General features: G+C 62.4%; 22 protein-coding genes. 8 read left to right on the top strand and 14 right to left on the bottom strand.

All coding sequences use genetic code 11. The features are described 5' to 3' along the window. Position 1 precedes the first annotated feature (1 nt). The 11 genes from V3C40_RS17600 to V3C40_RS17550 form a co-directional block, all read right to left on the bottom strand. Entirely contained in the window at positions 2 to 934 is a 933-nt protein-coding gene (locus V3C40_RS17600; protein WP_331778119.1) for a 2-hydroxyacid dehydrogenase, read from the bottom strand. Positions 935 to 944: 10 nt separating this feature from the next. After that, a complete protein-coding gene (locus tag V3C40_RS17595) occupies positions 945 to 2,972 on the bottom strand; it encodes an acetyl/propionyl/methylcrotonyl-CoA carboxylase subunit alpha (RefSeq protein ID WP_331778118.1) in 2,028 nt (675 codons plus the stop codon). A 160-nt stretch (positions 2,973 to 3,132) separates the two neighbouring features. Further along, entirely contained in the window at positions 3,133 to 4,179 is a 1,047-nt protein-coding gene (gene bioB / locus V3C40_RS17590; RefSeq protein ID WP_331778117.1) for a biotin synthase BioB, read from the bottom strand. 45 nt (positions 4,180 to 4,224) lie between these two features. After that, on the bottom strand, positions 4,225 to 5,010 hold the full coding sequence (gene bioD / locus V3C40_RS17585; protein WP_331778116.1) for a dethiobiotin synthase: 786 nt from the start codon (positions 5,008 to 5,010) through the stop codon (positions 4,225 to 4,227). After that, positions 5,000 to 6,196 carry an 8-amino-7-oxononanoate synthase gene (gene bioF / locus V3C40_RS17580; RefSeq protein ID WP_331778115.1) on the bottom strand — a complete coding sequence of 399 codons (1,197 nt, stop codon included), beginning with the start codon at positions 6,194 to 6,196 and terminating at the stop codon, positions 5,000 to 5,002. The genes bioD and bioF overlap by 11 nt, the downstream gene beginning before the upstream one ends. Position 6,197: 1 nt before the next feature. Then, positions 6,198 to 7,526, bottom strand: coding sequence for an adenosylmethionine--8-amino-7-oxononanoate transaminase (bioA, locus tag V3C40_RS17575; protein ID WP_331778114.1), 1,329 nt, complete (start codon positions 7,524 to 7,526; stop codon positions 6,198 to 6,200). A gap of 19 nt (positions 7,527 to 7,545) precedes the next feature. Then, positions 7,546 to 8,334: an enoyl-CoA hydratase/isomerase family protein gene (locus V3C40_RS17570; protein ID WP_331778113.1), complete on the bottom strand. Its 789-nt coding sequence runs from the start codon at positions 8,332 to 8,334 to the stop codon at positions 7,546 to 7,548. Between the two features lie 22 nt (positions 8,335 to 8,356). Continuing rightward, complete coding sequence (locus tag V3C40_RS17565; protein ID WP_331778112.1) at positions 8,357 to 9,979, bottom strand: carboxyl transferase domain-containing protein; 1,623 nt, start codon at positions 9,977 to 9,979, stop codon at positions 8,357 to 8,359. Positions 9,980 to 10,019: 40 nt separating this feature from the next. Next, positions 10,020 to 10,463, bottom strand: coding sequence for a YchJ family protein (locus tag V3C40_RS17560; RefSeq protein WP_331778111.1), 444 nt, complete (start codon positions 10,461 to 10,463; stop codon positions 10,020 to 10,022). Positions 10,464 to 10,544: 81 nt separating this feature from the next. Continuing rightward, a complete protein-coding gene (locus tag V3C40_RS17555) occupies positions 10,545 to 11,831 on the bottom strand; it encodes a D-amino acid dehydrogenase (protein ID WP_331778110.1) in 1,287 nt (428 codons plus the stop codon). Between the two features lie 81 nt (positions 11,832 to 11,912). Further along, positions 11,913 to 13,241 (bottom strand): serine hydrolase domain-containing protein, encoded by a 1,329-nt coding sequence (locus V3C40_RS17550; RefSeq protein ID WP_331778109.1) that lies wholly within the window; start codon positions 13,239 to 13,241, stop codon positions 11,913 to 11,915. 227 nt (positions 13,242 to 13,468) lie between these two features. Between V3C40_RS17550 and V3C40_RS17545 the strand changes: the two genes are divergently transcribed. Continuing rightward, positions 13,469 to 14,209: a GntR family transcriptional regulator gene (locus V3C40_RS17545; protein ID WP_034752424.1), complete on the top strand. Its 741-nt coding sequence runs from the start codon at positions 13,469 to 13,471 to the stop codon at positions 14,207 to 14,209. A gap of 2 nt (positions 14,210 to 14,211) precedes the next feature. Here the strand turns inward: V3C40_RS17545 and V3C40_RS17540 are convergent, their stop codons facing one another. Then, positions 14,212 to 15,357 (bottom strand): nuclear transport factor 2 family protein, encoded by a 1,146-nt coding sequence (locus tag V3C40_RS17540; protein ID WP_331778108.1) that lies wholly within the window; start codon positions 15,355 to 15,357, stop codon positions 14,212 to 14,214. Positions 15,358 to 15,484: 127 nt separating this feature from the next. After that, positions 15,485 to 16,609, bottom strand: coding sequence for a helix-turn-helix transcriptional regulator (locus V3C40_RS17535; protein WP_331778107.1), 1,125 nt, complete (start codon positions 16,607 to 16,609; stop codon positions 15,485 to 15,487). 120 nt (positions 16,610 to 16,729) lie between these two features. Here V3C40_RS17535 and V3C40_RS17530 point away from each other — a divergent pair, with 120 nt between their 5' ends. From V3C40_RS17530 to V3C40_RS17500, 7 genes are all read left to right on the top strand, one after another. Further along, entirely contained in the window at positions 16,730 to 17,611 is an 882-nt protein-coding gene (locus V3C40_RS17530) for an N-acetylmuramic acid 6-phosphate etherase (RefSeq protein ID WP_034752419.1), read from the top strand. A gap of 45 nt (positions 17,612 to 17,656) precedes the next feature. Beyond that, positions 17,657 to 18,955 carry an MFS transporter gene (locus V3C40_RS17525; RefSeq protein ID WP_072456197.1) on the top strand — a complete coding sequence of 433 codons (1,299 nt, stop codon included), beginning with the start codon at positions 17,657 to 17,659 and terminating at the stop codon, positions 18,953 to 18,955. Between the two features lie 91 nt (positions 18,956 to 19,046). Then, positions 19,047 to 20,708 carry a glycoside hydrolase family 10 protein gene (locus tag V3C40_RS17520; protein WP_331778106.1) on the top strand — a complete coding sequence of 554 codons (1,662 nt, stop codon included), beginning with the start codon at positions 19,047 to 19,049 and terminating at the stop codon, positions 20,706 to 20,708. 123 nt (positions 20,709 to 20,831) lie between these two features. Further along, a complete protein-coding gene (locus tag V3C40_RS17515) occupies positions 20,832 to 21,782 on the top strand; it encodes an N-acetylglucosamine kinase (RefSeq protein WP_331778105.1) in 951 nt (316 codons plus the stop codon). Then, positions 21,779 to 22,579, top strand: a complete 801-nt coding sequence (locus V3C40_RS17510; protein WP_034752412.1) for an N-acetylmuramoyl-L-alanine amidase — start codon at positions 21,779 to 21,781, stop codon at positions 22,577 to 22,579. The genes V3C40_RS17515 and V3C40_RS17510 overlap by 4 nt, the downstream gene beginning before the upstream one ends. 83 nt (positions 22,580 to 22,662) lie before the next feature. Then, positions 22,663 to 23,565 carry a LysR family transcriptional regulator gene (locus V3C40_RS17505; protein WP_034752410.1) on the top strand — a complete coding sequence of 301 codons (903 nt, stop codon included), beginning with the start codon at positions 22,663 to 22,665 and terminating at the stop codon, positions 23,563 to 23,565. Beyond that, entirely contained in the window at positions 23,565 to 24,179 is a 615-nt protein-coding gene (locus tag V3C40_RS17500; RefSeq protein WP_331778104.1) for a M15 family metallopeptidase, read from the top strand. Before V3C40_RS17505 ends, V3C40_RS17500 begins: the two co-directional genes overlap by 1 nt. Here the strand turns inward: V3C40_RS17500 and V3C40_RS17495 are convergent, their stop codons facing one another. Next, a complete protein-coding gene (locus tag V3C40_RS17495) occupies positions 24,180 to 25,559 on the bottom strand; it encodes a sodium-dependent transporter (protein ID WP_331778103.1) in 1,380 nt (459 codons plus the stop codon). Between the last annotated feature and the right edge of the window lie 294 nt (positions 25,560 to 25,853).

Below are 25,853 nucleotides of genomic sequence, written 5' to 3'. Positions count from 1 at the left end.
CTCAATATCCTTGCAAACGGTTGACAATGCCGGCGACAGAGTCTCCGGCTTGCAGGCGGCGCATCTTGGCGGCGATCTGCGCCACGCTTTCGCGGCGCAGGGTGGCGGCCGAAATATGCGGCGTGATGGTGATGCGGGGTTCTTGCCAGAACGGGTGCTGCTGCGGCAGCGGCTCGTTGCGGAACACGTCCAGGGTCGCCCCCGCGATATGCCCGGAGCGGATCAGCGTCAGCAAATCCGGTTCGGCGATATGCGCGCCGCGCGCCACGTTGATGACGTAGGCGCCCGGCAGCAGCATCGACAGGCGTGCGCGGTCGAGCAGGTTGTGCGTCTCTGGCGTGAGCGGCAGCATGCACACGAGCACGCGCGTGCCGCGCAAAAATGCTTCGAGCCCCTCTTCGCCCGCAAAGCACGCCACGCCATCGGCATGTTTTGGGCTGCGGCTCCATCCGCGTAGCGGGAATTCGAATTGCGCCAGCGCTTGCAGCACGCGCGTGCCCAGCACTCCCATGCCCAGCACGCCGATAGGAAAGTCCGCCTTGTCGAACGCAGGCAGCGGCTGCCAGATGCCCGCGCGGCCCTGCGCCTCGTAGTCGTCGAAACGGCGGAAGTGGCGCAGCACGGCGTGGCTCACATATTCGGCCATTTGCACGCCCATGCCCGCGTCATCGAGACGGACCAGTGGAACGTGAGCGGGCAGCGCGTCGCCAAATTTCAGCAGCGCGTCGACGCCGGCGCCCGTGTTGAAGATGGCTTTCACGTGAGTCAGTTCGGGCAGCATGGCGGCGGGCGGCTGCCACACGACGGCATAGTCGCATGGTTCAACCGCTTCGCCTTCGCGCCAGAAGATAATGTCGGCTTCGGGCAGCAAGTCGCGGAAGTCGCTGATCCACGCCGCTTCCTTGCCGTCCGAACGTTGTAACAGGATGCGCATGTGCTTACCTCTATGCGGCAGCCTTGAAGGCCAGCAGCGGCGCGCCATCGGCCACCTGGTCGCCGACCGCATACAGCACGTCTTCCACCAGGCCGTCGTGCGGCGCGGCGATCGTGTGCTCCATCTTCATCGCTTCCATGATGACCAGAGGCTCGCCCTTCTTGACGTCCTGGCCCTTGTTCACCAGTACGGCGACGACCTTGCCCGGCATCGGCGCCGTCAGTCGCCCGCCTTCCGCTTCCACTTCGCCCGCATGCGCCATCGGATCGTTGTAGTGCAGGGTGTAATGCAAGCCGTTGGTAAATACGTGGAACTGTTCGCCGTCGCGGCGCACGGTGCCGTGCACGGCACGCTCGCCGAGCTTGATGTGCAGTTCCAGGCCAGCGTTCGCCGTCAGGGAGAGTGGCTGGCCGTTGAACAGCCAGCCATCCGTCTTGTAGGCAACGCGTGCCGCGTAGGCCTTGCCCTCGCCAGCCAAGGTGAATTCATCGGCGAACGACAGGCTGCGACCCAGGGTGCTGTTCAGACGCCAGCCCAGGGCATTGCCCCACGGGTCGGCGCGGTTGGCCGATTGTGTTTCGGCCGCCGCTTTTTCTTCCAGCAGCAGGGCGACGGACGCCAGCGCCAGGGCCGTGTCGGGCGCCGCTTGCAAGGCGGGGAACAGCGACGCTTGATTGCGTTCGATGAGGCCCGTGTCGAGGTCCGCGCTGGCAAATGCCTGGCCTTCGACCAGGCGTTTCAAGAAGGCGATATTGCTGGCCAGGCCCACGATCTGGTAGTCGGACAGCGCCTGCGCCATGCGCGCCAGCGCTTCGCGGCGGTCCGCGCCCCAGACGATCAGCTTGGCGATCATCGGGTCGTAGAATGGCGAGATCGCGTCACCCTCGCGCACGCCCGAATCGATGCGCACGGCGGCGGGAATTGTCGTACCACCGAGTTCGAACGTGACGGCCGATGGCGACTGCATGTGGCGCAGGGTGCCGATCGACGGCAAAAAGCCCTTCTCCGGATTTTCCGCGTAGATGCGCGCTTCGATGGCGTGGCCGTGGATCGTCAGTTCGCTCTGTTTTTTCGGCAGCGGTTCGCCAAAGGCAACGCGCAACTGCCATTCCACGAGGTCGGTGCCGGTGATCATTTCCGTGACCGGGTGTTCCACCTGCAGGCGCGTGTTCATTTCCATGAAGTAGAACGAACCATCCTGGTTGGCGATGAATTCCACCGTGCCCGCGCCCACGTAGCCGACGGCCTTGGCGGCGGCAACGGCCGCTTCGCCCATGGCCGCGCGCCGTTCGGCCGGCATGCCCGGCGCCGGTGCTTCTTCCAGCACCTTTTGGTGACGGCGCTGCACCGAGCAATCGCGCTCGAACAGGTAGATGCAGTTGCCCAGGGTATCGGCAAACACCTGGATTTCGATATGCCGCGGACGCGACAGGTATTTTTCGGCCAGCACCTTGTCGTCGCCGAAAGAGCTGATCGCTTCGCGCTTGCACGAGGCCAGCGCGGCCTTGAAATCATCGGAATGCTCGATGACTCTCATGCCCTTGCCGCCGCCGCCAGCGGACGCCTTCAGCAGCACGGGGTAGCCGATCTTGTCGGCCTGCCCATGCAGGAAGTCCGCATCCTGTTCTTCGCCGTGGTAGCCGGGCACCAGCGGCACATTAGCTTTTTCCATCAGCGACTTGGCGGCCGACTTCGAGCCCATGGCGCGCATGGCCGATGCCGGCGGGCCGATGAAGACCAGGCCCGCAGCGTGGCAGGCGTCGGCAAAGTCGGCGTTCTCGGACAGGAAACCATAGCCGGGGTGGATCGCCTGCGCACCTGTCGCCAGCGCCACGGCGATGATCTTGTCGCCGCACAGATAGCTTTCCTTGGCCGGCGCGGGGCCGATCAATACGGCTTCGTCGCACACGGCGACGTGCTTGGCATTGGCGTCCGCTTCCGAATACACGGCGACGGTCTGGATGCCCATGCGGCGCGCGGTAGCGGCCACACGGCAAGCGATTTCGCCGCGGTTGGCGATCAGGATTTTAGTGAACATGGTCTCTCTCTATTCTCTCAAAAAGGGGCAGCTGTCTCTTGGCGGACCTTGTCTGCTGGTGTGTCGGTTTACGCGCTACGCGCTAAACCGACCTACGCATGGTGAGGCTGGATATCGTAGGTCGGGTTAGCCGGCACGGCGTAACCCGACAAGGCTGGCATCAGCAGCCGCACTTCTCTTTCTGTACCGATTCCAGCATGGCGCCGCGCGTCTGCAAGCCCAGTTTGCCGAGCAAGACGCGGTCGTCTTCCGCTTCCGGGTTGTCGGTGGTGAGCAGCTTGTCGCCGTAGAAGATGGAGTTGGCGCCAGCCAGGAAGCACATCGCCTGCACGGCTTCGCCCATCTGGCGGCGGCCGGCCGACAAACGCACGCGCGCTTTCGGCATGGTGATACGGGCCACGGCGATCGTGCGCACGAATTCGAATGGGTCCAGCGCTTCCAGGCCAAACAACGGCGTGCCTTCGACCTGCACCAGGTGGTTGACGGGCACCGATTCCGGATACGGATTCAGGTTTGCCAGCTGGGCGATCAGGCCCGCGCGTTGCAGACGCGTCTCGCCCATGCCGACGATACCGCCGCAGCATACTTTCAAGCCTGCTTCACGCACGCGGCCCAGGGTATCCAGGCGGTCCTGGTATTCGCGCGTGGAGATGACGTTGTCGTAGAACTCGGGCGCCGTGTCGAGGTTGTGGTTATAGAAGTCCAGGCCCGCGTTCTTCAGGCGGTCCGCTTGTCCCTCTTCCAGCATGCCCAGGGTGGCGCAGGTTTCCAGGCCCAACGCTTTCACTTTGCTGACCATCTCTTCGACTTTGTCCATGTCGCGGTCTTTCGGGCCACGCCAGGCGGCGCCCATGCAGAAGCGCGTGGCGCCATTGGCTTTCGCCTGGCGGGCCGCGTCGAGTACCGTGTCGATGTCGAGGATTTTTTTCGCTTCCACACCCGTGTCGTAGCGGGCCGCCTGCGGGCAGTAGCCGCAGTCTTCCTCGCAGCCGCCCGTCTTGATCGACAACAGGGTCGCCAGTTCCACGTCGCCGTCGGGGAAGTTGACGCGGTGGGTTTGCTGGGCCTTGAACATCAGGTCATTGAAAGGCAAGTCGAACAGGGCCAGCACATCATCGATGGGCCAGGTGGCCGCTTCGGGCAGGGTGATGCGCGCCGCGGGGCGGTGCAGTTCGACGGTTTTTGCTGCTTCTTGGACTAAAGACATGGTGATTCCTTCGCTTCTATTTTTTAGCTACGTTAAGTGTTCGGTTTAATTCTGCTGCGCCGGCCAGTTGGGCAAGCCGGTGAAATCGAGATACGCGGCCGCCGCTTCCGCGCTCGGGTGCGCCAGGCGCGGTACCCTGCCCAGCAGCGGCGCCGGGATGCGCTCGATCAGCGCATCGATATTTTCGTCGAGGAAGCGCATTTCCACTTCCAGGGTGTTGGCGACCCAGCCGATCACCGTCAAGCCGCGCGCTTCGATGGCTTCCACCGTCAGCAAGGCCTGGCTGATGCAGCCCAAACGCATGCCGACGACGAGGATTACGGGCAGGTCGAGCTGCTGCGCCAGGTCGGCCGAATCGAAATCGCTGGAGAGCGGCACGCGGAAGCCACCCACGCCTTCGACCACGACGGCGTCCGAGGCGGCGGCGATTTCCAGGTAGGCGGCCAGGATCGGCACGGACTCGATGCTGATGCCCTCGAGCGCGGCGGCGATGTGCGGCGCGGCCGGTTCCTTCAGCATATAGGGCGTCGTCAGGCTGCGCAGCATGGTGACGTTGCCGGCGGCGATCAGGCTGTCGGCGTCTTCATTATGCAGCTCGCCGTTGCGCATTTCGGCGCCGGCGGCCACCGGCTTCATGCCGCAGGCGCGCACGCCGCGCGCGACCAGCGCGTGCAGCAGGGCCGACGATGTCAAGGTCTTGCCGATTTCCGTGTCGGTGCCGGTGACGAAACAGGCAAAGCGCGATGGCAGGCCGGTGGTGGCCGGTGCCGGTTGCACGGCCGGCGCCAGGTCCGCCAGCACTTCCGCCACGATAGGATCATCAAGGCTCATGGCGAGTCCTTTCCAGGGTGTTGACTGCGTTGATCAATTGCGCCACTTCCTGCGCCGTGTGGCCGGCCGACAGGGTCACGCGCAGGCGCGCCGATCCCGCCGGCACGGTGGGCGGGCGGATCGCGCCGACCCACAGTCCCTGCTGGTACAGTTGGGCGGCGACGGCCAGCATGTCCGCATTTTCGCCGATGATGACGGGCTGGATGGCGGTCACCGACGGCAAGGCTTGCCAGCGCCGCAGCTGCAAGCCATCGTTCCACTGCGCCACCAGCGCGGCCAAGTGAGCCCGGCGTTGTTTTCCTTCTTCCCCGGCGATGATGTCCAGGCTGGCCAGCAGCGCATGCGCGAGCGCGGGCGGGGCCGCCGTCGTGAAGATGTAGGGGCGCGCCTTCTGGATCAGGGTGTCGATCACGGCTTCGTGCGCGCACACAAAGGCGCCGCCCACGCCGGCCGATTTTCCCAGGGTGCCCACATACACGAGGTAGGGCGAATGCAGGTCGAAGTGTTCGAGCGCGCCACGGCCATTGGCGCCCAGCGCGCCGAAGCCGTGCGCGTCGTCGACCACCAGCCAGGCGCCATAGCGCTCGCACAGGGCCAGCAGCGCGGGCAGCGGCGCCAGATCGCCATCCATGCTGAAGACGCTGTCGGTGACGACGATTTTCGTTTGTGCCGTGCTGGCCGCCAGCAGGGCCGCCAGGGTATCGAGGTCGGCGTGCGGATACACGCGCGTCTTGACGCGGGCCAGGCGCGTGCCGTCGATCAGCGAGGCGTGGTTCAGCGCTTCCGAGAAAATCTCGGCGTCAGGATCGCCGGCCGACAGGGCCGTGAGCACGGCTAAATTCGCCATATAGCCGGTGCAGAAATACAGGGCGCGCGCCTGTTCCAGGTTGGCGCCCACGAAAGCGGCCAGCCGCTCTTCCAGCTGCGCGTGGGCGCGGCTGTGGCCACTGATCAGGTGCGAAGCGCCGCTGCCGGCGCCATACAGGTCGGCACCCTCTTTCAGCGCTTCCACGATGCGCGGATGCGCGGCCAGGCCCAGGTAGTCGTTGCTGCAAAAGGCCAGCATGGCGCGCCCGTCGACCGTCAGGCGCGGCGCGCATGGCGTGTCGACGGTGCGGCGGCGGCGGATCAGGCTACGCTCTTCCAGCCCTTGCAGCTGCAGTTGTAATCGCGCGATCAGTTCCATCTCAGGCCCCGATCACATGATTGAAGACGGCCAGGGTCTGCTGGCCCAGGCCCGCGATTTCCTCGTCGTCGAGGATGTACGGCGGCATCAGGTAGACGGTGGAGCCGATGGGGCGCATCAACAGTTCGTGTTCCAGCGCCGTGCTGAAGAAGCGGCGCGAAAAATCCGGGGCAGCGTCCACCGCATCGAAGGCCCAGATCATGCCCTGCTGGCGGAAGTGTTTTACGCGCTCATGCTGCGCCAGCGGCGCCAGGGCGCGCGTGATCTTGGCGGCGCGTGCGCGGTTGGTGACCAGTACATCGTCTTCCTCGAAGATCGACAAGGTTGCCAGCGCGGCGCGGCAGGCCAGCGGGTTGCCCGTGTACGAATGCGAGTGCAAAAAGCCGCGGCGCATGTCGGTGCTGTAGAACGCCTGGTAGATGTCTTCGCGCGTCATCACGAGGGACAGGGGCAGATAGCCGCCGCTGATGCCCTTCGACAGGCAGACGAAATCGGGCCAGATGCCGGCCTGCTCGCACGCAAAGAAGGTGCCCGTACGGCCGCAGCCGACGGCGATTTCATCGAGGATCAAATGGACTTGATAACGGTCGCACAGGGCGCGCACCAAGGACAAATACAGCGGGTCGTGCATGGCCATGCCGGTCGCGCATTGCACCAGCGGCTCGATGATGATGGCGGCGATCTTGTCCGCTTTTTGCTGGAACAGCTGCTCGACTTCGGCGGCCGCGCGGCGCGCCACGTCCTCGGCGGTCTCGCCCTCGGCTGCCTGGCGGAAGTCGGGCGACATCACCGTCTGCGTGGCGCGCAGCAGGGGGCCGTAGGCATCCTTGAACAGGGCGACATCGGTGACGGCGAGGGCGCCGATGGTTTCGCCGTGGTAGCTGCCCTTTAAACAGACGAATTCCTGTTTCTCGCTCTTGCCGCTGTTGCGCCAGGCGTGAAAACTCATTTTCAGGGCGATTTCCACGGCCGATGCCCCGTCGGACGCGTAAAAGCTGTGGCCAAGCACGCCGCCGGTTAATGCAGAGAGTTTTTCCGACAGTTCGATTACCGGTTCATGCGTGAAACCGGCCAGCATGGCGTGTTCCAGGCGGTCCAGCTGGTCCTTGAGTTCCGCATTGATGCGCGGATTCGCATGGCCGAACAGGTTCACCCACCAGGAGCTGATGGCGTCCAGGTAGCGTCGGCCTTCGTGGTCGTACAGCCAGGCGCCGCGGCCATGGCTGACGGGGATGAGCGGTACAGTCTCGTGATGCTGCATTTGCGTGCACGGATGCCACACGCTGCGCAGACTGCGTTCGACCCAGCCCGATTGTTTTTCTGCTTTCAAAACTGCTCCAATGATATTGCTAGCCCATGAGCCAACTCGGCTTGCGCTTGTCGAGGAACGATTGCACGCCTTCGCGTCCCTGCTCCGAGGCGCGGATTTGCGCGATGCGCTCGGCCGTGTCGGCCAGCAGCGCGTCGTTGACCGGCTGGCCGACGATCTCGCGCACCAGCGTTTTCGCTTGCGCCACAGCGTGCGGGCTGTTGCCCGTCAGCGCCTTGAGCACCTCGGCCGTTTTCGCGTCCAGCGCGCTTGCCTCGACTACCTCGTGGGCAAAGCCGATGCGCAGCGCCTCTTGCGCGGAGAATCGCTCCGCGGTCAGGAAATAGCGGCGTGCCGCGTTTTCGCCCATGGCCTTGATGACATACGGTGAAATAGTGGCCGGGATCAGTCCCAGCCGCACTTCGCTCAGGCAGAAATGCACGTCTTCCGCAGCCAGAATGATATCGCATGCGGCGACCAGGCCCATGCCGCCCGCATAACAGTCGCCCTGGATCTTCGCCACAACGGGCTTGGGACACAGGTAAATCGTGCGCAGCATCTGCGCCAGCTGCAGCGCGTCGGCCTGGTTTTCGGCATGCGTGTAGCCGGCCATCTTCTTCATCCAGTTCAGGTCCGCACCGGCGCAGAAGGCCGCGCCATTCGCCGCCAGTACGATGGCGCGCACCATGTCGCTGCGTCCCAGGCCCTCGAAGGCGCGCGCCAGTTCGGCGATCGTCGTCTCGTTGAAGGCATTGCGCACGTCGGGACGGTTCAGGGTCAGGGTGGCGACATTGCCCTCGATGACCAGCTTTAAGGTTTCAAATTCCATGGTCTTCTCTCCTTATTGCCCGTTACATGCGGAATACGCCGAACTTCGTGTCCGGAATTTCGGCGTTGAGCGCGGCCGACAGGCCCAGGCCCAGCACCATGCGGGTGTCGGCCGGGTCGATCACGCCATCGTCCCACAGGCGCGCGGTGGCGTAGTACGGGTGGCCCTGGTGTTCGTATTGATCCTTGATCGGCTGCTTGAAGGCCGCTTCCTCGTCCGCGCTCCACTGTCCGCCCTTGCCCTCGATGCCGTCGCGCTTGACGGTCGCCAGCACGGAAGCGGCCTGGTCGCCGCCCATGACGGAGATGCGCGCATTGGGCCACATCCACATGAAACGCGGGGAAAACGCGCGGCCGCACATGCCGTAGTTGCCGGCGCCGAAGCTGCCGCCGATGATGACCGTGAATTTCGGCACGGCGGCCGTCGCAACGGCGGTGACCATCTTGGCGCCGTTGCGGGCAATGCCCTCGTTTTCGTATTTGCGGCCCACCATGAAGCCGGTGATATTTTGCAGGAACACGAGCGGGATCTTGCGCTGGCAGCATAATTCGATGAAATGCGTGCCTTTCAGCGCCGATTCCGAGAACAAGATGCCGTTGTTGGCGATGATGCCGACTTTGACCCCATAGATATGCGCAAAGCCGCAGATCAGGGTGGTGCCGTAGCGGGCCTTGAATTCGTCGAAATCGCTGCCGTCGACGATGCGCGCGATCACCTCCCTCACATCGAATGGTTTGCGCGTATCGACGGGGATCACGCCATACAGTTCCTGCGTCGGGTATTTCGGTTCGACTGACTCGCGCAGCGCCATCTGCTGCGGCTTGGTGCGGTTCAGGTTCGAGACGATGGTGCGCGCCAGCGACAGCGCATGCAGATCGTTCTGCGCCAGGTGGTCGACAACGCCGGACAAGCGCGTATGCACGTCGCCACCGCCCAAGTCTTCGGCCGTCACGACTTCGCCTGTGGCCGCTTTCACCAGCGGCGGGCCGCCGAGGAAAATCGTGCCTTGCTCCTTGACGATGATCGATTCATCGCTCATGGCCGGTACGTAGGCGCCGCCGGCCGTGCAAGAACCCATCACGACGGCGATCTGCGGGATGCCCTTGGCCGAGAGATTCGCCTGGTTGTAGAAGATGCGGCCGAAATGGTCGCGGTCGGGGAAGACGTCGTCCTGGTTCGGCAGGTTGGCGCCGCCCGAATCGACCAGGTAAATGCAGGGCAGGTTGTTCTGGTCGGCGATTTCCTGGGCGCGCAAATGTTTTTTGACCGTCATCGGATAATACGTGCCGCCCTTGACCGTAGCGTCGTTACACACGATGACGCATTCCTGGCCCGAGACCCGGCCGATGCCGGTGATGATGCCGGCGGAAGGCGCCGCATCGACACCCTTGGCGTCCTGGTACATGGCGTAGGCCGCCATCTGGGAAAACTCGAGGAAGGGCGTGCCGGGATCGAGCAGCATCTGCACACGGTCGCGCGGCAGCAGTTTGCCGCGCGCCAGGTGCTTGGCGGCAGCCGCTTCGCCGCCGCCGGCCGCGATCTTTTCCACCTTGTCGCGCAAATCGTCGACGATGGCTTGCATGGCCGCGGCATTGGCCTTGAAATCTTCACTGCGCGGATTGAGTTTGCTTTCGATGTGCGGCATTGCGGTTCCTTTTTATTATCGCCCGGTCTCTCGGGTCGCGCTATTCGGGAAAACTGCCGTCGAGATAAAACCAGCGCATGCCGCCGTCACCAGCTTCACGCACAAAGCGGCTCACTTCATGCAGGCGGTGCGCGCGGCCGTTGACCTTGTAGCGGGCCACGAATTCGACGCTGTCGCGGTTTGTCTCTTCGGTTTGATCGTCTGATTCTGCTTTACGTTGACGTAAACGTAAAGCAGATTTTACCTCAAGTCCCAGCCAGTGGACTTTTTCTTCTTCGGCAAATAAGGCGTCGGTGGGACGGGTGCTGGCATGCCAGGTGGCAAGCAGATACGGCTCGTCGCGGAAGGTAAACGCCGTGTAGCGCGAACGCATCAGGGTTTCGGCCGTCGGCGGCAAGGCGTCGCCCGCGATATACGGGCCGCAGCAGCTGGCGTAGGAGGCGCCGCCACAAGGGCAGGCGGCAGATGTCGAGAGTGTGGGCATGCGCTGGCAAATAGGGGAACTGAAAAGTTCCGCAATTATCCGCCATAACGGCGGCGCCGGTCGCCGCTGCCGCCAGTCCGCCTATTTTTGAGGCGCGAGGAAGTCCAGCGCGAACGGCGGCGCCTTGCCGGCCATCAGGTCGGCCAGGATGCGCGCCGTGCCGGCGGCAAAGGTAAAGCCCAGCGGGCCATGGCCCACGTTCAGCCACAAGTTTGCCACTTTGCTGGCGCCCACCAGCGGCGCGCTGTTCGGCGTGGCGGGGCGCAGGCCGGCCCAGGCCGTGGCTTGGTCGTAGTCGGCGCCGTGCGGCATGGCTTCGCGCGCCAGCCGCGTCAGGCCGGCGATGCGGCCCCAGTCGATACTGTTGTCGGCGCCCACCATGTCGACCATGGCGGCCACGCGCAGGTCGCTGCCGATGCGCGCATACAGCACCTTGCGTTCGAAATCCGTGATGCTGATCTCGGGCGCACGGTGCTGGGCGCGGATGGGCGCCGTCAGGCTGTAGCCCTTCAACGGATACAGGGGCAGGTAAATGCCTGCCGTGGCGGCCAGGTCGCGGCTCTGGATGCCGGCCGCTAGCACGTAATGGTCCGCCTGCAATAGGCCCAGGCTGGTGTCGACCCCCGTGATCCTGCCCTTGTGCGTGACGAGGCGGCGCGCCTCGCCTTTTAACAAGAGCGAACAATTCGGGTGCTGCAGCAGGCGCGCTTCCAGCGCCAGGCAAAAGGCGTGGCAATCGGCCACCGCTTCGCCCTGCGTAAAAATGCCGCCCGCCAGGGAACCCTGCAAGGCGGCCAGCGCCGGTTCGCGCTGCACGGCTTCCAGCGGCGACAAGACGACACGCGCCTCTTCCGATTCCGGCCGCGCCACGGCACGCTGGAAGATGGCGGGCGAGCGGTAGACGATGAGTTTACCCGCATCGCGGCGGGCATACGCTTCCGGCGGCACGGTCAATTCCAGCTGGGCCATGCCGGCGCGGCTCCATTCTCCCAGTTGCAGCAGCTTGGCCGTCGTGCGGGCATTGCTGGCGCTGTTGCAATTGCGCAGGAAACTGGCCATCCAGCGCCATTGGCGCCAGTCGGCCTCGGGGCGGAAGCGCAGCGGACCGTCTTTCTGCAGCAGCCATTGCAGGGCCTTGAAAGGCACGCCCGCGTCCGCCAGCGGTGCCACATAGCGATAGCTGAGCTGGCCGCCGTTGCGGTAGCTGGCGGCGATCGCCACCTGTTCATTGCGTTCCAGTAAAGTGACCTTGTAGCCGGCCTCGGCCAGCCACCAGGCCGATGTCAGACCGACGACGCCGCCGCCGATGATGATGACTTGTTGCTGCATGTTGCCTCGCTGCGTTGCGCTCCCATGGTGCGGGAGCATTCGGGAAGAGCTTAGAGGCTGGCCGCCAACGCAGCCAATGAAACATCATGGTGCAGCCATAACTTTCAGGAATGCACCATTTCAATGCAAGGATGGATTGTTGTCCATCGCACCACGGTATAGGGTGGTGAGTATCCGTTCCTCGCTGCGCCCCATGGCGGAATACGTGCCAGGGTACTGTTCGGGATCGCTGCCCGTGCCGCCCACCAGCATCACCATGCCGTTTTTTTTCTGAAAATCGAGCACGAAGGCGGAGACGAGCCCATACGCGTCGCCCAGGTGGCCCACGGCCGTGAAGCTGGCGCCCTCGACCAGATGGTTGCCCTGCCCCGCCACCGCATCGAACTGCTGGTTGCCCAGGCCCCAGGCGCGGTACAGGCCCCGTTCGCTGTCGCCATTGCCGCCATCGGGCGCCAGCTGCCATTGGCGGCCAAACATCAGGGCGATGCTGGCCGGCTGCAACAGTTGCTGATGTTGATAGCGGCCGCCGTCGAGCAGCATTTGCATGACCTTGCCCAGTCCCGCGGCGGAAATGCGCAAGCCGCCCGTGGGACTGAAGACGGTGGCATTGCTGCCGATCACATAGCTGGCCAGGGCAGTCGGTGGACGCTGGTAAAAATCGTCGGCTTGCGCGATCCACGGGCCTTGCGGCTGCCACACTTCTGTCTCGAGCGTGCGCTTGCGGTACAGCGTGGCCGTGTTCGCCACGTCTTCCGCCGGGAATGCGGCCGGGTTGTAGCCGCCGCGCACATCGAGCGGATCGAGCAGCAGGCGCCGCATCAGCAAGTCGAAGCGCTCTCCCGTGACTTTTTCCATCACGGTGCCGATCACGCCCCAGTTCAGGTTGGCGTACGTGAAATAGCGGCCCGGCGCCGTTTGCTTGTCCCACATGCTGTCGCCGCCGGCCGTAAAGACGTCGCGCAGGCTGCGTTCCGGCCCCCATGCATAGCCGCCCGCGTCGCGCAGCGAGGAGGTGTGGCTGAGCAGGCTGCGCAAGGTCAGCGCTTGCTGGGGGAAATGCGGGTTGCGCAGGGAAAAGCCCAGATAGATGCCGACGTCCTGATCCAGGCTCAGCTTGCCCTGTTCGACCAGCCGCATCAGGCCCAGTGTGGTCATCATCTTCGAAACCGAGGCGATGCGGAACAGGGTGGCCGGCGTCACGGGCAAGCTGTCCGCCCGCGTGGCGCCGATGTGCCGGTAGCCAAATTGTTGCTCATACGACACCTTGCCGTGGCGTATGGCCAGCACGGACAGGCTGGCCAGCGGGTGGAGCGGATCATCGACGATGGCCGATAGCGTGGCATCGAGCGCGCGCTGCTGGTCGTTGCCGCCACCGGGCGGGGCGGCCAGTGCGCTCCAGGTCGTGCCCAGCAGCAGCAAGCCCAGCAAACCCGTCATTTTATTGTGCATGTTTCCCTGTTTCACGGCGTAGTGGAGGCATCGCCAGCATAGGGCGGGATGCTTCACGACGCCAATGAAAATTGCTTATTTATCTATAATGCAAAGCTATACGTACGGTAAAACATTGTTTTTTTAAGTGTATAACCGTTATTTATGGCCATTTTCCATTTATTCATGGGTGGACGGGCCACGCACAAGCGCCATCGCTATTACACTAGGAGGACAAGGAGAACTGTATGAGCCAGACCAGCGTAGAACTCAAGGTCGATTTAAATGACAATTCGCCTTTATATATGCAGATCGCCCGCAAGCTGAGCGATGACGTACGCAACGGCCGCTACCAGGTAGACCAGGCCCTGCCATCCGAACGTACCCTGTCCGAACTGCTCGACGTATCGCGCGTGACTGCCCGCAAGGCCATCGACCAGCTCGTCGAGCAAGGCCTCGTCGTGCGCCGCCGTGGTTCGGGCAACTATATTGCCCCGCGCATCGAGCAGCCGCTGTCAAACCTGTCGAGCTTTTCCGAACAGCTGCAGCAGCGCGGCTACCGCCCCGGTTCGCGCTGGCTCAAGCGCGAAGTCGTCATTGCCAGCAGCGATGAACAGCTGAGCCTGGGCCTGGCGCAGAACACGAAGGTGGCGCGCCTGGAGCGCTTGCGCCTGGCCGACGACGTGGTGATGGCGTATGAAGTGAGCGTGTTGCCGTTCAGCGTGGTGCCGGACCCGGACGCCATGGGCGACTCGCTGTATGAATACTTGAGCAGCATCAAGAAGGCCCCCGTGCGCGCCTTGCAGCACATCCGCGCCATGAATGCGACGGACGTGCTGGCCAAGCAACTGGGCATCCCCGATGGCCAGGCCGTGCTGTTCATCACGCGCATTGCCTACCTGGAGACGGGTGAAGCGGTGGAACTCACGCATTCGTATTGCCGCAGCGACCATTACGATTTCGTGGCGGAAATGCGCCGCGCGCCGTAAACTTATTGCTCGAACAGGCGGATCATGGATTCCGCCACGCCGACGGACGACTCCCAGCTCATGCCGGTCACCAGTCGGCCATCGACCTCGACGTGGCTCTGTCCGCTGGCGCCGTGCCTGAAAATGCCGCCCTGGCGCTTGATGCTGCCTTCCGCCGAAAAGGGATAGGCCTTGTAGATCGGCGATTCCTTGTTGAGAAACGCATCGGGGAACGAGGTGAGCACCTTGCCCTGGATGAGGAAAGTACCGTCGCTGAGCTTCAGGTTCTTGATGCCCTCGGTGCCATGGCAGATGGCCGCGATCACCCCGCCTTGCTGTTCGTAGATACGCAAGGCGATGTCCTGCAGCGGCTTGTTGTCCGGGATGCCGACGATGGCCGCGCCGCCGCCGACGAAAGCCATGCCCGCATACTCGTCTGCCTTGACCTCGGCGACGGGTTTGGTATGGGCCAGTGCCCACATGAAATCACTGTCGTACAGATACTTCTTGAGCAACTCGTCCGACGTGACGATCATTTCCAGGGGAACGGCGCCACCCTCGGGACTGACGAAGTCGACCGCGTAGCCTGCTTTGCGAAATGCATCATAGGTATAGGCAAGCTCGGGGAAATTATTGCCTGCGTTAACTTTTGTGCCGGGATATTGATGCACATTCGACACGACCAGCAACACCTTGCGTGCGTGCCGCGCGGCTGGCTCGCGATCGGCCGACTTGCTGACGATCTTCCAGTTGCCGGCGATCTTTTTCAAAAGGAATACATCCACATAGCGGACCCCTTGTCGGGGAATGTGGATCTCGGCCTTGGCCGTGGCCACCTTGCCGTTCACCTCTACATTGATCAACCGCCCGTGGCGCCCATTGAATTGCCCTTTTTTCTCATCGCTAAAGAGTTTGGCGTATTCCGGACCGCTCAACTCCCATTCCGTATCGTCTTTGCCGTCCAGGTAAAGGCGGGCGCTGGCATGGAAGGCCTGGTTGATCTCGCCCTGCACATTGAAGCTGGTGCCATGCAGATACAAGTGCACGGTTTCCTGGATGGCATGTTCGTCCTGGTCCGCGGTGGCGGCGGTGCTGACGGCGGTGATGCCAAGCAGGCAACAGGCGAGTACGGTTCGTACTAAAAACTGGATCATGGTTTTACCCTGCATGAAGAATTTCGTTTATCGGAGCAACGACTATTTCAGATCGCTGGTGGTCGATAATTTATCGAAGCGCAGGGGACTTGATGTCGCCAAACAGGATGTCAGACTCCGGAATGGCGATTCCGGAGCGGTTTCATGCGGAAATGGCCGGGACCGCCTGGCTGGATTGAGCCCGGAAGCTGGCGGGAGTCTGCCCAGCCACTTTCTTGAAGGTCGAGTAGAAGGTGGAACTGGAATTGAACCCGCAGCGCTCGGCAACGGTATCCATGTTCAGTTGTGGCTCGCCCGTCAATACCTGTTTCGCCTCGGCGATACGGTATTCGTTGACGTAGGTAGTGAAGCTCTTGCCCAGCTTGTCATTGAGTACCTGCGACACCTGCGCCTGCGTGCATCCGGCCCGCTTGGCCAGTTGGGCCAGGGTCAGATTCGGATTCAGATAGGATTTCTGCCCGCTCATCTGTTGTTCCAGCGCAGCGAGCACGGCAAGCGCATCGTCGTGCGTCAGGCGGCTATGCTGGTACTTCTGTTTTGGCTCGGCAGGCGTCGAGGTTTCTTTTCTCAGCAGAAAAACCATGACCGCGACATGCAGCGAGAAGGTGAACGACAAGGCACCGACGATATAGGACGTGAACGGCGTGCTCGCGTACGCCGCCAGCATGACACAGCTGCCTGCAAAGACGCTCAGCAGGAGCACGTTGCTGGTCGCCATCCGTTGTCCGTCGTTCCACCATGCGCGGCGGCTTTGCCAGAGCAGCCGGGCGGCCGCCAGCAGGTAGCCTAGCCAGAACACATGAATGGCATGACTCGACAGGTTCCACACAGAACGATACGCGGCATACGGAAAGGCAACGCCAATGCCAATGAGCAGGCAGGACAAGCCGAGATGCCAACGCCATTGTTGTCCAACAGGTAATTGTCCGAGCCCGGCCAGAAAAGCGCGCACATACAGATAGGTCAAGGGACCGATCAGCAGGCAGGCCGACAGGCCCAGCTGGCGAAATTCCAGTGCGATCGCCGGGTTGAAGAAGAGGAAGGCGGATTTGGCGGTGCGCACCCCGACGGCCAGCAGCAATGCACCGAGCAGGCAGTCGGCGAGGCAGCGAGGCCGGCGGCTGAAAAAATAGACGGCCAGAAAAATGCCGTTGATGGCGCCAAGGGCGCTAAACAGGAACAGCAATTGGCGAGCGATCATGGGGATGTCGTTGATGTTGGCGTCGAACCCAAGTATAGACACAAACGGAACCGTATCGAAGTACAAGTAGTACCCGCCGTTCCTGCACCAGCCATAAACTCCCGTTATGCCCGCCCGCCAACCTTTCATGGCTGATATTGCTCGTTGGTATTAAACTGGTTTCACCTTCAACCATGTTCTAAAATCATGTTGAAAACTGAAACCCCGAGCCGGCGGCATCCGGATCTGGACCTGTATCCGGTGGAGCAGCTGGTGGCGGCGCTGGTCGATGATCAGTTCTGGGCCGTCGAGGCCGTACGGCTGGCGTCGCCCGACATCGCCGCCGCCATCACGGCCGCCCTGCCCCGCATCGCGGCCGGTGGACGGCTGCTGTACGTGGGTGCGGGCACGTCGGGACGCCTGGGCGTGCTCGACAGCGTTGAATTGAATCCCACGTTTTCCTGGCCGCCCGAGCGGGCCGTCGCCATCCTGGCCGGCGGCGCGGGCGCCATGTTTACGGCTGTGGAAGGCGCGGAAGACGATTTGCAGCAAGGCGAGGCGGATTTACTGGCCTTGCAGCCGCACGTCAACGACGTGGTGATCTTGCTGGCCGCTTCCGGCGCCACGCCGTATGTGCTGGGCGCCTTGCTGGCCGCGCGCCAGGCGGGCGCCTTGACGATAGGCATCGCCAATAATGTGGACGCCCCCGTGGCGCACGAGGCGCAATGCGGCATCGTGCTCGACACGGGTACGGAAGTCATATCCGGCAGCACGCGCCTGAAAGCGGGCACGGCGCAAAAAATCACCCTGAACACGATTTCCAGCGCCCTGATGGTCGGTTTGCATAAAACTTACGGAAACTTGATGGTAGACTTGAAGCCGACCAACGCCAAACTGATCTGGCGGGCGGTGCGTCTGACCATGCACGCCACCGGCGCCAGCGAAGTGCAGGCCAGAACCGTGCTGGAGCAATGCCACTATCACGTCAAGGTGGCGATTGTTGCCTTGATCAAAAAAATCAACACAAACCAGGCACAGGCATTGTTGGCCGGCGCGAACGGCAGTGTGCGGGCGGCACTGGCGGCGTGATCCGATGGCGCGGCATTCTTCTGTCTGGGAGACAAAGAAGGATGTATGGAGCTAGTGAAACAAACCGCCGCGGCGCGCGCAAATAAGCCGTGGCTGTGGATCCCTTCCCTGTATTTCGGCCAGGGCATCCCCTATGTAGTGGTCATGACCTTGTCCGTGATCATGTACAAGAACTACGGTTTCAGTAATACCGATATCGCGCTGTATACGAGTTGGTTGTACTTGCCGTGGGTCATCAAGCCGCTGTGGTCGCCCTTCATCGATATGTACCGCACCAAGCGCTTCTGGATCGTCGGCTTGCAGCTGGTGATCGGCGCCGCGCTGGCGCTGGTGGCCCTGACGACCTCCTTGCCGCACTTCTTCCAGATCAGCCTGGCCATCTTCTGGCTGATGGCTTTCAGTTCCGCCACGCATGACATCGCCGCTGATGGCTTTTATATGCTGGGCCTGGAAGAGCACCAGCAGGCGGCCTTTGTCGGCGTGCGCAGCACGTTTTACCGCCTGGCGATGATCGCTGGCCAGGGCGGCCTCGTGTATCTGGCCGGCTATCTGACGCATGCGACGGGCAATGTGCAGCTGGCCTGGTCCGTCGTGTTCGCCATTCTGGCGGGCCTGTTCATCGCCCTCTTCCTGTACCACTATTTTGTCTTGCCGAAACCGAAAGATGACCGCCCCAGCATCCAGGGCGCCGGTGTTTCCCCGTTGCAAGAATTCGTCGCCACCTTTGCTTCCTTCTTCAAGAAGAAGGACATTGTCGTCATCCTCGGCTTTTTGCTGCTGTTCCGCCTCGGCGAAGCGCAACTGCTCAAATTGGCCGCGCCTTTCCTGCTCGACCCCGTCGCCAAGGGCGGCCTGGGCCTCAGCACGGAACAGGTGGGCCTCGTCTATGGCACCATCGGCGTGATCGCCCTGACCTTGGGCGGCTTGCTGGGCGGATTCATCATTTCCCGCTTCGGCTTGAAACGCTGCCTGTGGATCATGGTGTTGTCCGTCCACCTGCCCGACCTGGTGTTTGTCTATCTGGCCAGCGCCTTGCCCAGCAGCATTTATGTGATCGCTGGTGGTATTGCGTTGGAGCAATTCGGCTATGGCTTCGGTTTCGCATCCTATATGTTGTACATGATCATGGTCTCCGATGGCGCGCATAAAACGGCCCATTACGCGATCTGCACGGGTTTCATGGCCCTGGGCATGATGTTGCCGGGCATGGCCAGCGGCTGGATCCAGCAAATGCTCGGCTACCAGCACTTCTTTATCTGGGTCTGCATCGCCACCATTCCTGCCTTCATCATGGCTGCGCTGGTCAAGATCGATCCCGAATTCGGCAAGAAGGCCGAGGCCTGATTCTTTTGAACCGTGCGCCCGCATGGATGGCGGGCGCACAGTAAAATGCCCGCACCGATAGACCTGCGCTTCACCACTGCAAGGAATTGTTTTGTTGTCTACTTTTAAAAAACGCCTGAGCGCCAGCGCCGGCGTATTGGCCGCGCTGGCCACCGCCACATTGCTCAGCAGCTGTACCAGCACCAGGATCCCCTCCGCAGCGACGCCGGGCGAAGCGGGTTTGCCGGCCGTGCCGCCCGTGCAGCACATCACGGGTGAAGTGCCGCCGCCGGCGCCGCGCGAATTCCGCGCCGCCTGGGTCTCGACGGTGGCCAATATCGACTGGCCCAGCCGCAGCAATTTGCCTGTCGCCAAGCAGCAAGCGGAAGCGCTGGCCATTCTCGACCGTGCCAAGTCCCTGAATCTGAACGCGATTGTGCTGCAAGTGCGCCCTAGCGCCGACACGATTTACCCGTCGCAACTGGAGCCGTGGTCGGAATACCTGACCGGCAAGCAAGGCCAGCCGCCATTGCCCCTGTATGACCCGCTGGCCTTCTGGGTGGCCCAGGCGCATGCGCGGGGCCTGGAATTGCATGCCTGGTTCAACCCGTATCGGGCCCGTCACGCGACGGCCAAGTCGCCGCTGGCGCGCGACAGTTTCGCTTCCACCAACCCGGCGTCCGTCAAGCAATACGGCCGCTACCTGTGGATGGACCCGGGCGACGCCGCCGCCTCCAAGCACACGACGGACGTGGTGCTCGACGTGGTGCGCCGTTACGATATCGATGGCGTGCACATCGACGATTACTTTTATCCGTACCCGATCGACGCGCCTGGCGCCGGTGCGGGGGCCGAAACAGCCGCGCTGGACGCGGGCAATGGCGGCGCCAAGCGCGAACTGCCGTTTCCCGATGAGCCTTCCTGGCAGCAATATCTGCTGGCCGGCGGCCAGCTGGACCGCCCTTCCTGGCGCCGCCAGAACGTCAACCAGCTGATCGAAGCTTTATATACAGGCATCCACCGTGAAAAGAGCTGGGTGCGCTTCGGCATCAGCCCGTTCGGCATCGGCCGCCCGGACCGTCGCCCTGCCGGCATCGTCGGCTTCAGCCAGTACGATAAATTGTATGCGGATGCGGAATTGTGGCTGGCCAAGGGCTGGCTCGATTATCTGTCGCCGCAGCTGTACTGGCCCGTGGCGCAGGCGCCGCAAGCGTTTGGCGTATTGCTCGACTACTGGCTGGCGCAAAACCCGTATGGCCGCCATGTTTGGCCTGGCCTGTACACGAGCCGTATCGACAATTCCGCCAAGTCCTTCACGCCGCAAGAGATCATCAAGCAGATCGAAGTGACGCGCACGCGCCCCGGCGCGAATGGCCAAGTGCATTTCAGCATGGTGCCCCTGATGCAGAACCGCAAGGGTGTCAGCGAGCAACTCAAGGCGACCGTGTATCAAAGCCCTGCCCTGATTCCCGCCACGCCATGGCTGGGCAAGGAAGCACCGGGTACGCCCGTGCTGGCTCTGCGCCGCGATTCCACCAGCCTGAACATCAAATTGACGGCGGGCGGCGGCAAACCCGTGGCGCAGTACGCGGTCTGGGCCCGCTACGGCGAAGACTGGCGCTTTACCGTGGTCACGGGCGTGCAAGGCGAACTGACCCTGGTCGACGATGCCATTGGTAAAGTCAATGCGGTGGTGGTCAGCGCCGTGGACCGCCTCGGCAATGAAAGCCCCCGCGTCACCGTGCGCGCACCGTTTACGGTCGTCGCCAAGTAATTTTGCCGGTTTACCGGCAATCCATAACCTGCAGGCATGAAACATGCGCAAGCTTTCATGCCTGCAAGCTCCGCTTGGCTTTACACTCATGCCATGATTTCCTTCCCTGCAATCAATACTGACATGGCCGTACTCGGGCTGGGCATCGACGCGGGCGGCACGCAAACGCGCTGGGCTTTGGCCGGCGCGGATGGCGCCATCGTGGCGGACGGGGCCGTGGAAGGCTTGTCTGCCTTGCAAATGAGCAGCGAAGCGGGCCGCGCAGCTGTGCACGCCACGTTTGCGAAATTGTCTCAGGCTGTGCTGGCCATTGGCCAGCCGCGCGCCGTGGTGGCGGGCTTGACGGGGTTTGGCGGCGACGATGTGACGCTGGCGCACATGCTGGCGGAGTTGCTGGCGCTGGACGCCGTCGACGTCCGCTTGGGCAATGATATCGACATCGCCTATCGCGACAGTTTTGAACCCGGCGAAGGCTATCTGGTCTACGCTGGCACGGGCTCGATTGCGGCCTGGATCGATGCGGATGGCGTGTTTCACCGCGCGGGCGGTCGCGGCGTGCTGCTCGACGATGGCGGCGGCGGTTACTGGATCGCGCGCGAAGCTTTGCGCCACATCTGGCGCCGCGAAGACGAGGCGCCCGGCAGCTGGCAAGCGTCGCCCATGGCCGAGGCCGTGTTTGCGCAACTGGGCGGCAGCGATTGGTCATTGTCGCGCGCCTTCATGTATGGCCAGGACCGGGGCGCCATCGGCCGGCTGGCGCTGGCCGTGGCCGCCAGTGCCGATGCCGACCCGTTGGCGCTGGACATCTTGCAGCGCGCGGGACAGGAACTGGCGCGCCTGGCCATGGCGCTGGTATCGCGCCATGGTCCGCGTCCCGTGGTGCTGGCCGGCCGCGCGGCGCAGTTGCACCCGGCCATCGCGTCAGCCATGCGCGCCGCTTTGCCTGTATCGTTGACGATGGAACAGAAAGTTGCCCGTCCACATGACGCGGCGGCCAGGATAGCCGTCAAGGCGGCGGTCAATACACAGGCCAATACTGAACATTTTATTAACCCGAACACGGATCTTTCATGAAAAAAATCGCCCTCGCCCTGCTGGTGGCCCTGCTCTCCGCCTGTACCACGCCTGCGCCGCACCTCGACCATAGCTTGAACGCGCGCAGCCAGAGCCCGCGCGTGAAATTCATCGTCATCCATTACACGGTCAGCGACCTGCCCCGTTCGATCAAGATCCTGACGGAACAAGTGGTCAGCAGCCATTATTTGCTGACGGACACGGACAAGCCGAAGTTTTACGTGCTGGTCGACGAATCGCGCCAGGCCAATCACGCGGGTGTGAGTAACTGGAAGACTTATACACAGTTGAATGTCAGCTCGATCGGTATCGAGATCGTCAACCCTGGCTACAAAGACACGCCGGAAGGCCGCCTCTGGTATCCGTTTCCCCAGGCACAGATCGATGAGTTGATTCCACTGTTGAAAGATATCCAGGCCCGCTACAACATCGCGCCGGAAAATATCCTCGGCCATAACGAGATCGCCCCGCAGCGCAAGCAGGACCCGGGTCCGCTGTTTCCTTGGCGCCAGCTGGCCGATGCGGGCCTGATCGTCTGGCCCGATGCGAACCGTGTTGCCGCGCAGCGCCTCATTTTTGAGCAGCAAGTACCGGACGCCGTCTGGTTCCAGAAAAAGCTGGCCCAGCACGGCTATGCGACGCCGAATACGGGCGTGTTCGATGAAGCGACGCGCAATGTACTGATCGCCTTCCAGATGAAATACCGCAACACCTTGTTCGATGGCACGCCCGATGGAGAAACGGCGGCCCTGCTGGAAGTGCTGACGACGCCGGCGCCAGCTGTTGTTGCAAAGTAGCATAGCCGTTCCAGCCCATGACTTTTTCTTATATGCTGAACGTTGACGGCCCAGGCGGCCACGGCAAGGTAAAGGAATAGCTCATGCGGCTGCGTCATATCGAAGTGTTTCACGCCATCATGCAAGTTGGCACCATCAGCGGCGCCGCCCAGGTGCTGCATATCTCGCAGCCGGCCGTGACCAAGGTCTTGCAGCATTGCGAGTTGCAACTGGGCATGCCGCTGTTCGAGCGCGTGCGGGGCAAGCTGTACCCGAAACCCGAGGCGCACCGCCTGTTTGTCGAGACGGAAAAGCTCAACCGCGATTTATTGGGCATCCGCCGCCTGGCGGCCAGCCTGAAGGGGCATGCGGTGGAAACCATCCGCCTGGTCTCCACGCCGACGATTGCCATCAGCGTCTTGCCGTTTGCCATGACGGAGTGGCGACGCGACTTTCCCCACACGCGTTGCCAGCTGGCCACACATCACACGGGAGAGATCGTCAATACCTTGCGCCTCGGTGAAGCGGACCTGGCCGTGTCGCTGCAAGACCCGCGCCATCCGGGCATCGTGGCCGAACCGATCGCGCAGGGCGTCATGACGGTGATCGCGCCAGCCGGCACCTGGCGCGCGGCCGATTGCGGCACCCCGTTGACGGCGCATGGCCTGAACGGCGAGCTGATCGGCCATACGGATAACGATCCGCTGGGTGAATTGGTGATCGCCGCTTGCGAGGCGCAGGATATCCACCCCGTGTTTTCCACCGTAGTGCAGACCTATCAAATCGCCCGCTCGCTGGTGGAAGCGGGCGCCGGCATGGCCGTGGTCGATCCGTTTACGGCCGCGTCCGGCTCGCCCGAGCGGCTGCAGCGCCGTCCCTGGGCGCCCACGATACCGATCCAACTGTATTTATTGACGGCGAGCCACTCGCCGCTGTCGCATGGCGCGCGGCGCCTGGCCGACAGCATTGGCGTGGCGGCGCGCAATTGCCTGGAAAGAGGAGTCTGATGTCTGTTGCAAGTTTGCAATTGGAAGCGGTCGGCAGCGATCCGCAATTTCGTCATCTGAGCAGCATCGCCGGCATCGCTGTCGATTTGCGCTATGCCACGCCCGACAATTTTGTCGGCCGCGACTTATACAGCCCCATCGATTGCGCCTGGCTGCACCGCGATGCGGCAGTGGCGCTGGAGAAAGCCGTGGCCTGGCTGGCCGAGCGGCAGCCCGATCATCATCTGCTGGTGCTCGACGCCCTGCGCCCGCAGCGGGTGCAGCAGCAACTATGGGATGCGCTGCAGGGAACGGAGTTGCTCGGCTACATCGCCGAGCCATCGCGCGGCTCGATCCACTCGTTCGGCATGGCGCTCGACATCACCATCGTCGGCCCGGACGGGCAGGAACTGGACATGGGCACGGGTTTTGATGACCTGAGTGAGCGCTCGCATCCGGCACTGGAACTGGTGATGCGGGAAAGGGGAGAAATTACGGAGCAGCAAGTGGACAATCGCCGATTGTTGCGCGACGCCATGTTCCAGGCGGGCTTCTTTGGCATCAACAGCGAATGGTGGCATTTCGATTGCGGCGACCGGGTGCTGGTGCGCCAGACCTACACCCGGGTACTCTGATTAAAAGACTTTCAAACCCTTCAGCATCACGATCAGGATCAGCACGGGCGAGATAAAGCGCAGCAGGAACAGCAGCACATGTGCCAGTTGCCTGTTCTGCAACTGGCCGTGATTGCTGATCGCATCGATGAAATGCTGCTTGCCCCAGGCCCAGCCTGTAAACAAGGCAATCGCGATGCCGCCCACGGGCAAGAAGATATTCGATGAGACGAAGTCGAACAGATCAAACATATTCAAATCAAACAGCTTGAAGTCCGCCAGAGTGCTGTTACTCAGCGCGCACACGGAACCGAGCACGGCCAGCAGCAGCATGGTCACGACCGTTGCCTTGGTGCGTGTCCAGCCGAAGCGTTCATGGAAAATCACCACGGGCACTTCCATCAGCGACAGCATCGCGCCCGTGGCGGCGACGGCGGCCAGGATAAAGAACACCACCATCAGCACTTGTCCCATGGGAATCTGCGAAAACACGGCCGGGATGGTGATGAATACCAGCGACGGTCCCGCGCTGGGCGCGAAACCGAACGTGAACACGGCGGGGAAGATGGCGATGCCGGCCAGCATCGATACACCGAGGTCGGCCGCCATCACGCGCAAGGTCGTGACGGGGATATTCTGGTCGTCGCGGAAATAGCTGCCGTAGGTCATCATCGTGCCCATGCCGACAGACAATTTAAAGAAGGCCAGGCCCATGGCTGTCAGCACGACGGAAGCTGTCAGCTTGGAAAAATCAGGACGGAACAGGAATGCCAGGCCTTCGCCCGCCTTATCGAGCGACAGGCTGACCGCGCAGAGCAGGAGCAGCAGCAGGAACAGCAGCGGCATGAGTTTCTTGGCGATCGCTTCGATGCCCTTGGTCACGCCCAGCATCAAGATGCCGCCGATAAACAGCAGCACGCCCCATTGCCACAACAGCGATTGCAGGGGATCACTGATCAGGGAGGCGAAGGCCGTTTCCGTCACCAGTTTGTCGCTGCTGAGAATGGAACCATCGATGGCCTTGGCAATATAGGCGAACACCCAGCCCACCACTTCCGAATAGAACGCGACGATCAGGAAGGCGGCGACCATGCCGATGACGCCGACCAGCCACCAGGGCTTGCCCTTCGGTGCCAGCTGCTCCATGGTCGAGATGGGATTGACCTTGGCCCGGCGTCCGAGGGTGATTTCCGCGATCATCACAGGCAGTCCCACTAATAAGGTAGCGAGCAGATAGATGAGCAGGAAGCCGGCGCCGCCATTGGCGCCTGTCAGATAGGGGAACTTCCAGATGTTGCCGAGACCGACTGCGGAACCGAGGGTGGCGGCGAGTACGCCGAAGCCAGTGGTAAAGCCAGCCCGTTTCAGGGTCAGGCCTGATCCTTGAGCTTGTTGTTTCATGGTGAATCTTCTATGGTGGGACGCGAATTTGCGCTGAGGGGGCGAAATTGTAGCAGTTGGCCGCAAATACCCGGGAAAAGCCTTGCTACTCCTGGGGCGCTTTGCTATAGTTCGCCTCCCCAATGAGACGCAGTCACTGCGGCAGTTGAGGATCACCGGAAACGGCGATGTAGTAAAAAGAAGGAGTTGACGGATTTAGCGAAATGCTTCATACTCTTCCTTCTTCGCAGCTGACAAACACAACGCTTTGTCGATAGCGCGAAAGTAGTACCGAATACAGTTCTTTAACAATTA

Source organism: Janthinobacterium sp. LS2A (genome assembly GCF_036543145.1).
In the GTDB taxonomy this organism is placed as follows: Bacteria; Pseudomonadota; Gammaproteobacteria; order Burkholderiales; family Burkholderiaceae_D; genus Janthinobacterium; species Janthinobacterium aestuarii.
The sequence above is the reverse complement of the archived record's forward strand: the minus strand, read 5'-3'. Positions and strand labels throughout refer to the sequence as shown.

Coding starts and splice junctions, on each gene's coding strand:
- V3C40_RS17505 (WP_034752410.1), top strand. CDS start 22,663: ATGCGGCTGCGTCATATCGAAGTGTTTCACGCCATCATGCAAGTTGGC.
- V3C40_RS17495 (WP_331778103.1), bottom strand. CDS start 25,559: ATGAAACAACAAGCTCAAGGATCAGGCCTGACCCTGAAACGGGCTGGC.
- bioD (WP_331778116.1), bottom strand. CDS start 5,010: ATGAGCCTTGATGATCCTATCGTGGCGGAAGTGCTGGCGGACCTGGCG.
- V3C40_RS17515 (WP_331778105.1), top strand. CDS start 20,832: ATGGCCGTACTCGGGCTGGGCATCGACGCGGGCGGCACGCAAACGCGC.
- bioF (WP_331778115.1), bottom strand. CDS start 6,196: ATGGAACTGATCGCGCGATTACAACTGCAGCTGCAAGGGCTGGAAGAG.
- V3C40_RS17540 (WP_331778108.1), bottom strand. CDS start 15,357: ATGCAGGGTAAAACCATGATCCAGTTTTTAGTACGAACCGTACTCGCC.
- V3C40_RS17555 (WP_331778110.1), bottom strand. CDS start 11,831: ATGCTCCCGCACCATGGGAGCGCAACGCAGCGAGGCAACATGCAGCAA.
- V3C40_RS17570 (WP_331778113.1), bottom strand. CDS start 8,334: ATGGAATTTGAAACCTTAAAGCTGGTCATCGAGGGCAATGTCGCCACC.
- V3C40_RS17595 (WP_331778118.1), bottom strand. CDS start 2,972: ATGTTCACTAAAATCCTGATCGCCAACCGCGGCGAAATCGCTTGCCGT.
- V3C40_RS17500 (WP_331778104.1), top strand. CDS start 23,565: ATGTCTGTTGCAAGTTTGCAATTGGAAGCGGTCGGCAGCGATCCGCAA.
- bioB (WP_331778117.1), bottom strand. CDS start 4,179: ATGTCTTTAGTCCAAGAAGCAGCAAAAACCGTCGAACTGCACCGCCCC.
- V3C40_RS17550 (WP_331778109.1), bottom strand. CDS start 13,241: ATGCACAATAAAATGACGGGTTTGCTGGGCTTGCTGCTGCTGGGCACG.
- V3C40_RS17525 (WP_072456197.1), top strand. CDS start 17,657: ATGGAGCTAGTGAAACAAACCGCCGCGGCGCGCGCAAATAAGCCGTGG.
- V3C40_RS17530 (WP_034752419.1), top strand. CDS start 16,730: ATGTTGAAAACTGAAACCCCGAGCCGGCGGCATCCGGATCTGGACCTG.
- V3C40_RS17560 (WP_331778111.1), bottom strand. CDS start 10,463: ATGCCCACACTCTCGACATCTGCCGCCTGCCCTTGTGGCGGCGCCTCC.
- V3C40_RS17565 (WP_331778112.1), bottom strand. CDS start 9,979: ATGCCGCACATCGAAAGCAAACTCAATCCGCGCAGTGAAGATTTCAAG.
- V3C40_RS17545 (WP_034752424.1), top strand. CDS start 13,469: ATGAGCCAGACCAGCGTAGAACTCAAGGTCGATTTAAATGACAATTCG.
- V3C40_RS17510 (WP_034752412.1), top strand. CDS start 21,779: ATGAAAAAAATCGCCCTCGCCCTGCTGGTGGCCCTGCTCTCCGCCTGT.
- V3C40_RS17600 (WP_331778119.1), bottom strand. CDS start 934: ATGCGCATCCTGTTACAACGTTCGGACGGCAAGGAAGCGGCGTGGATC.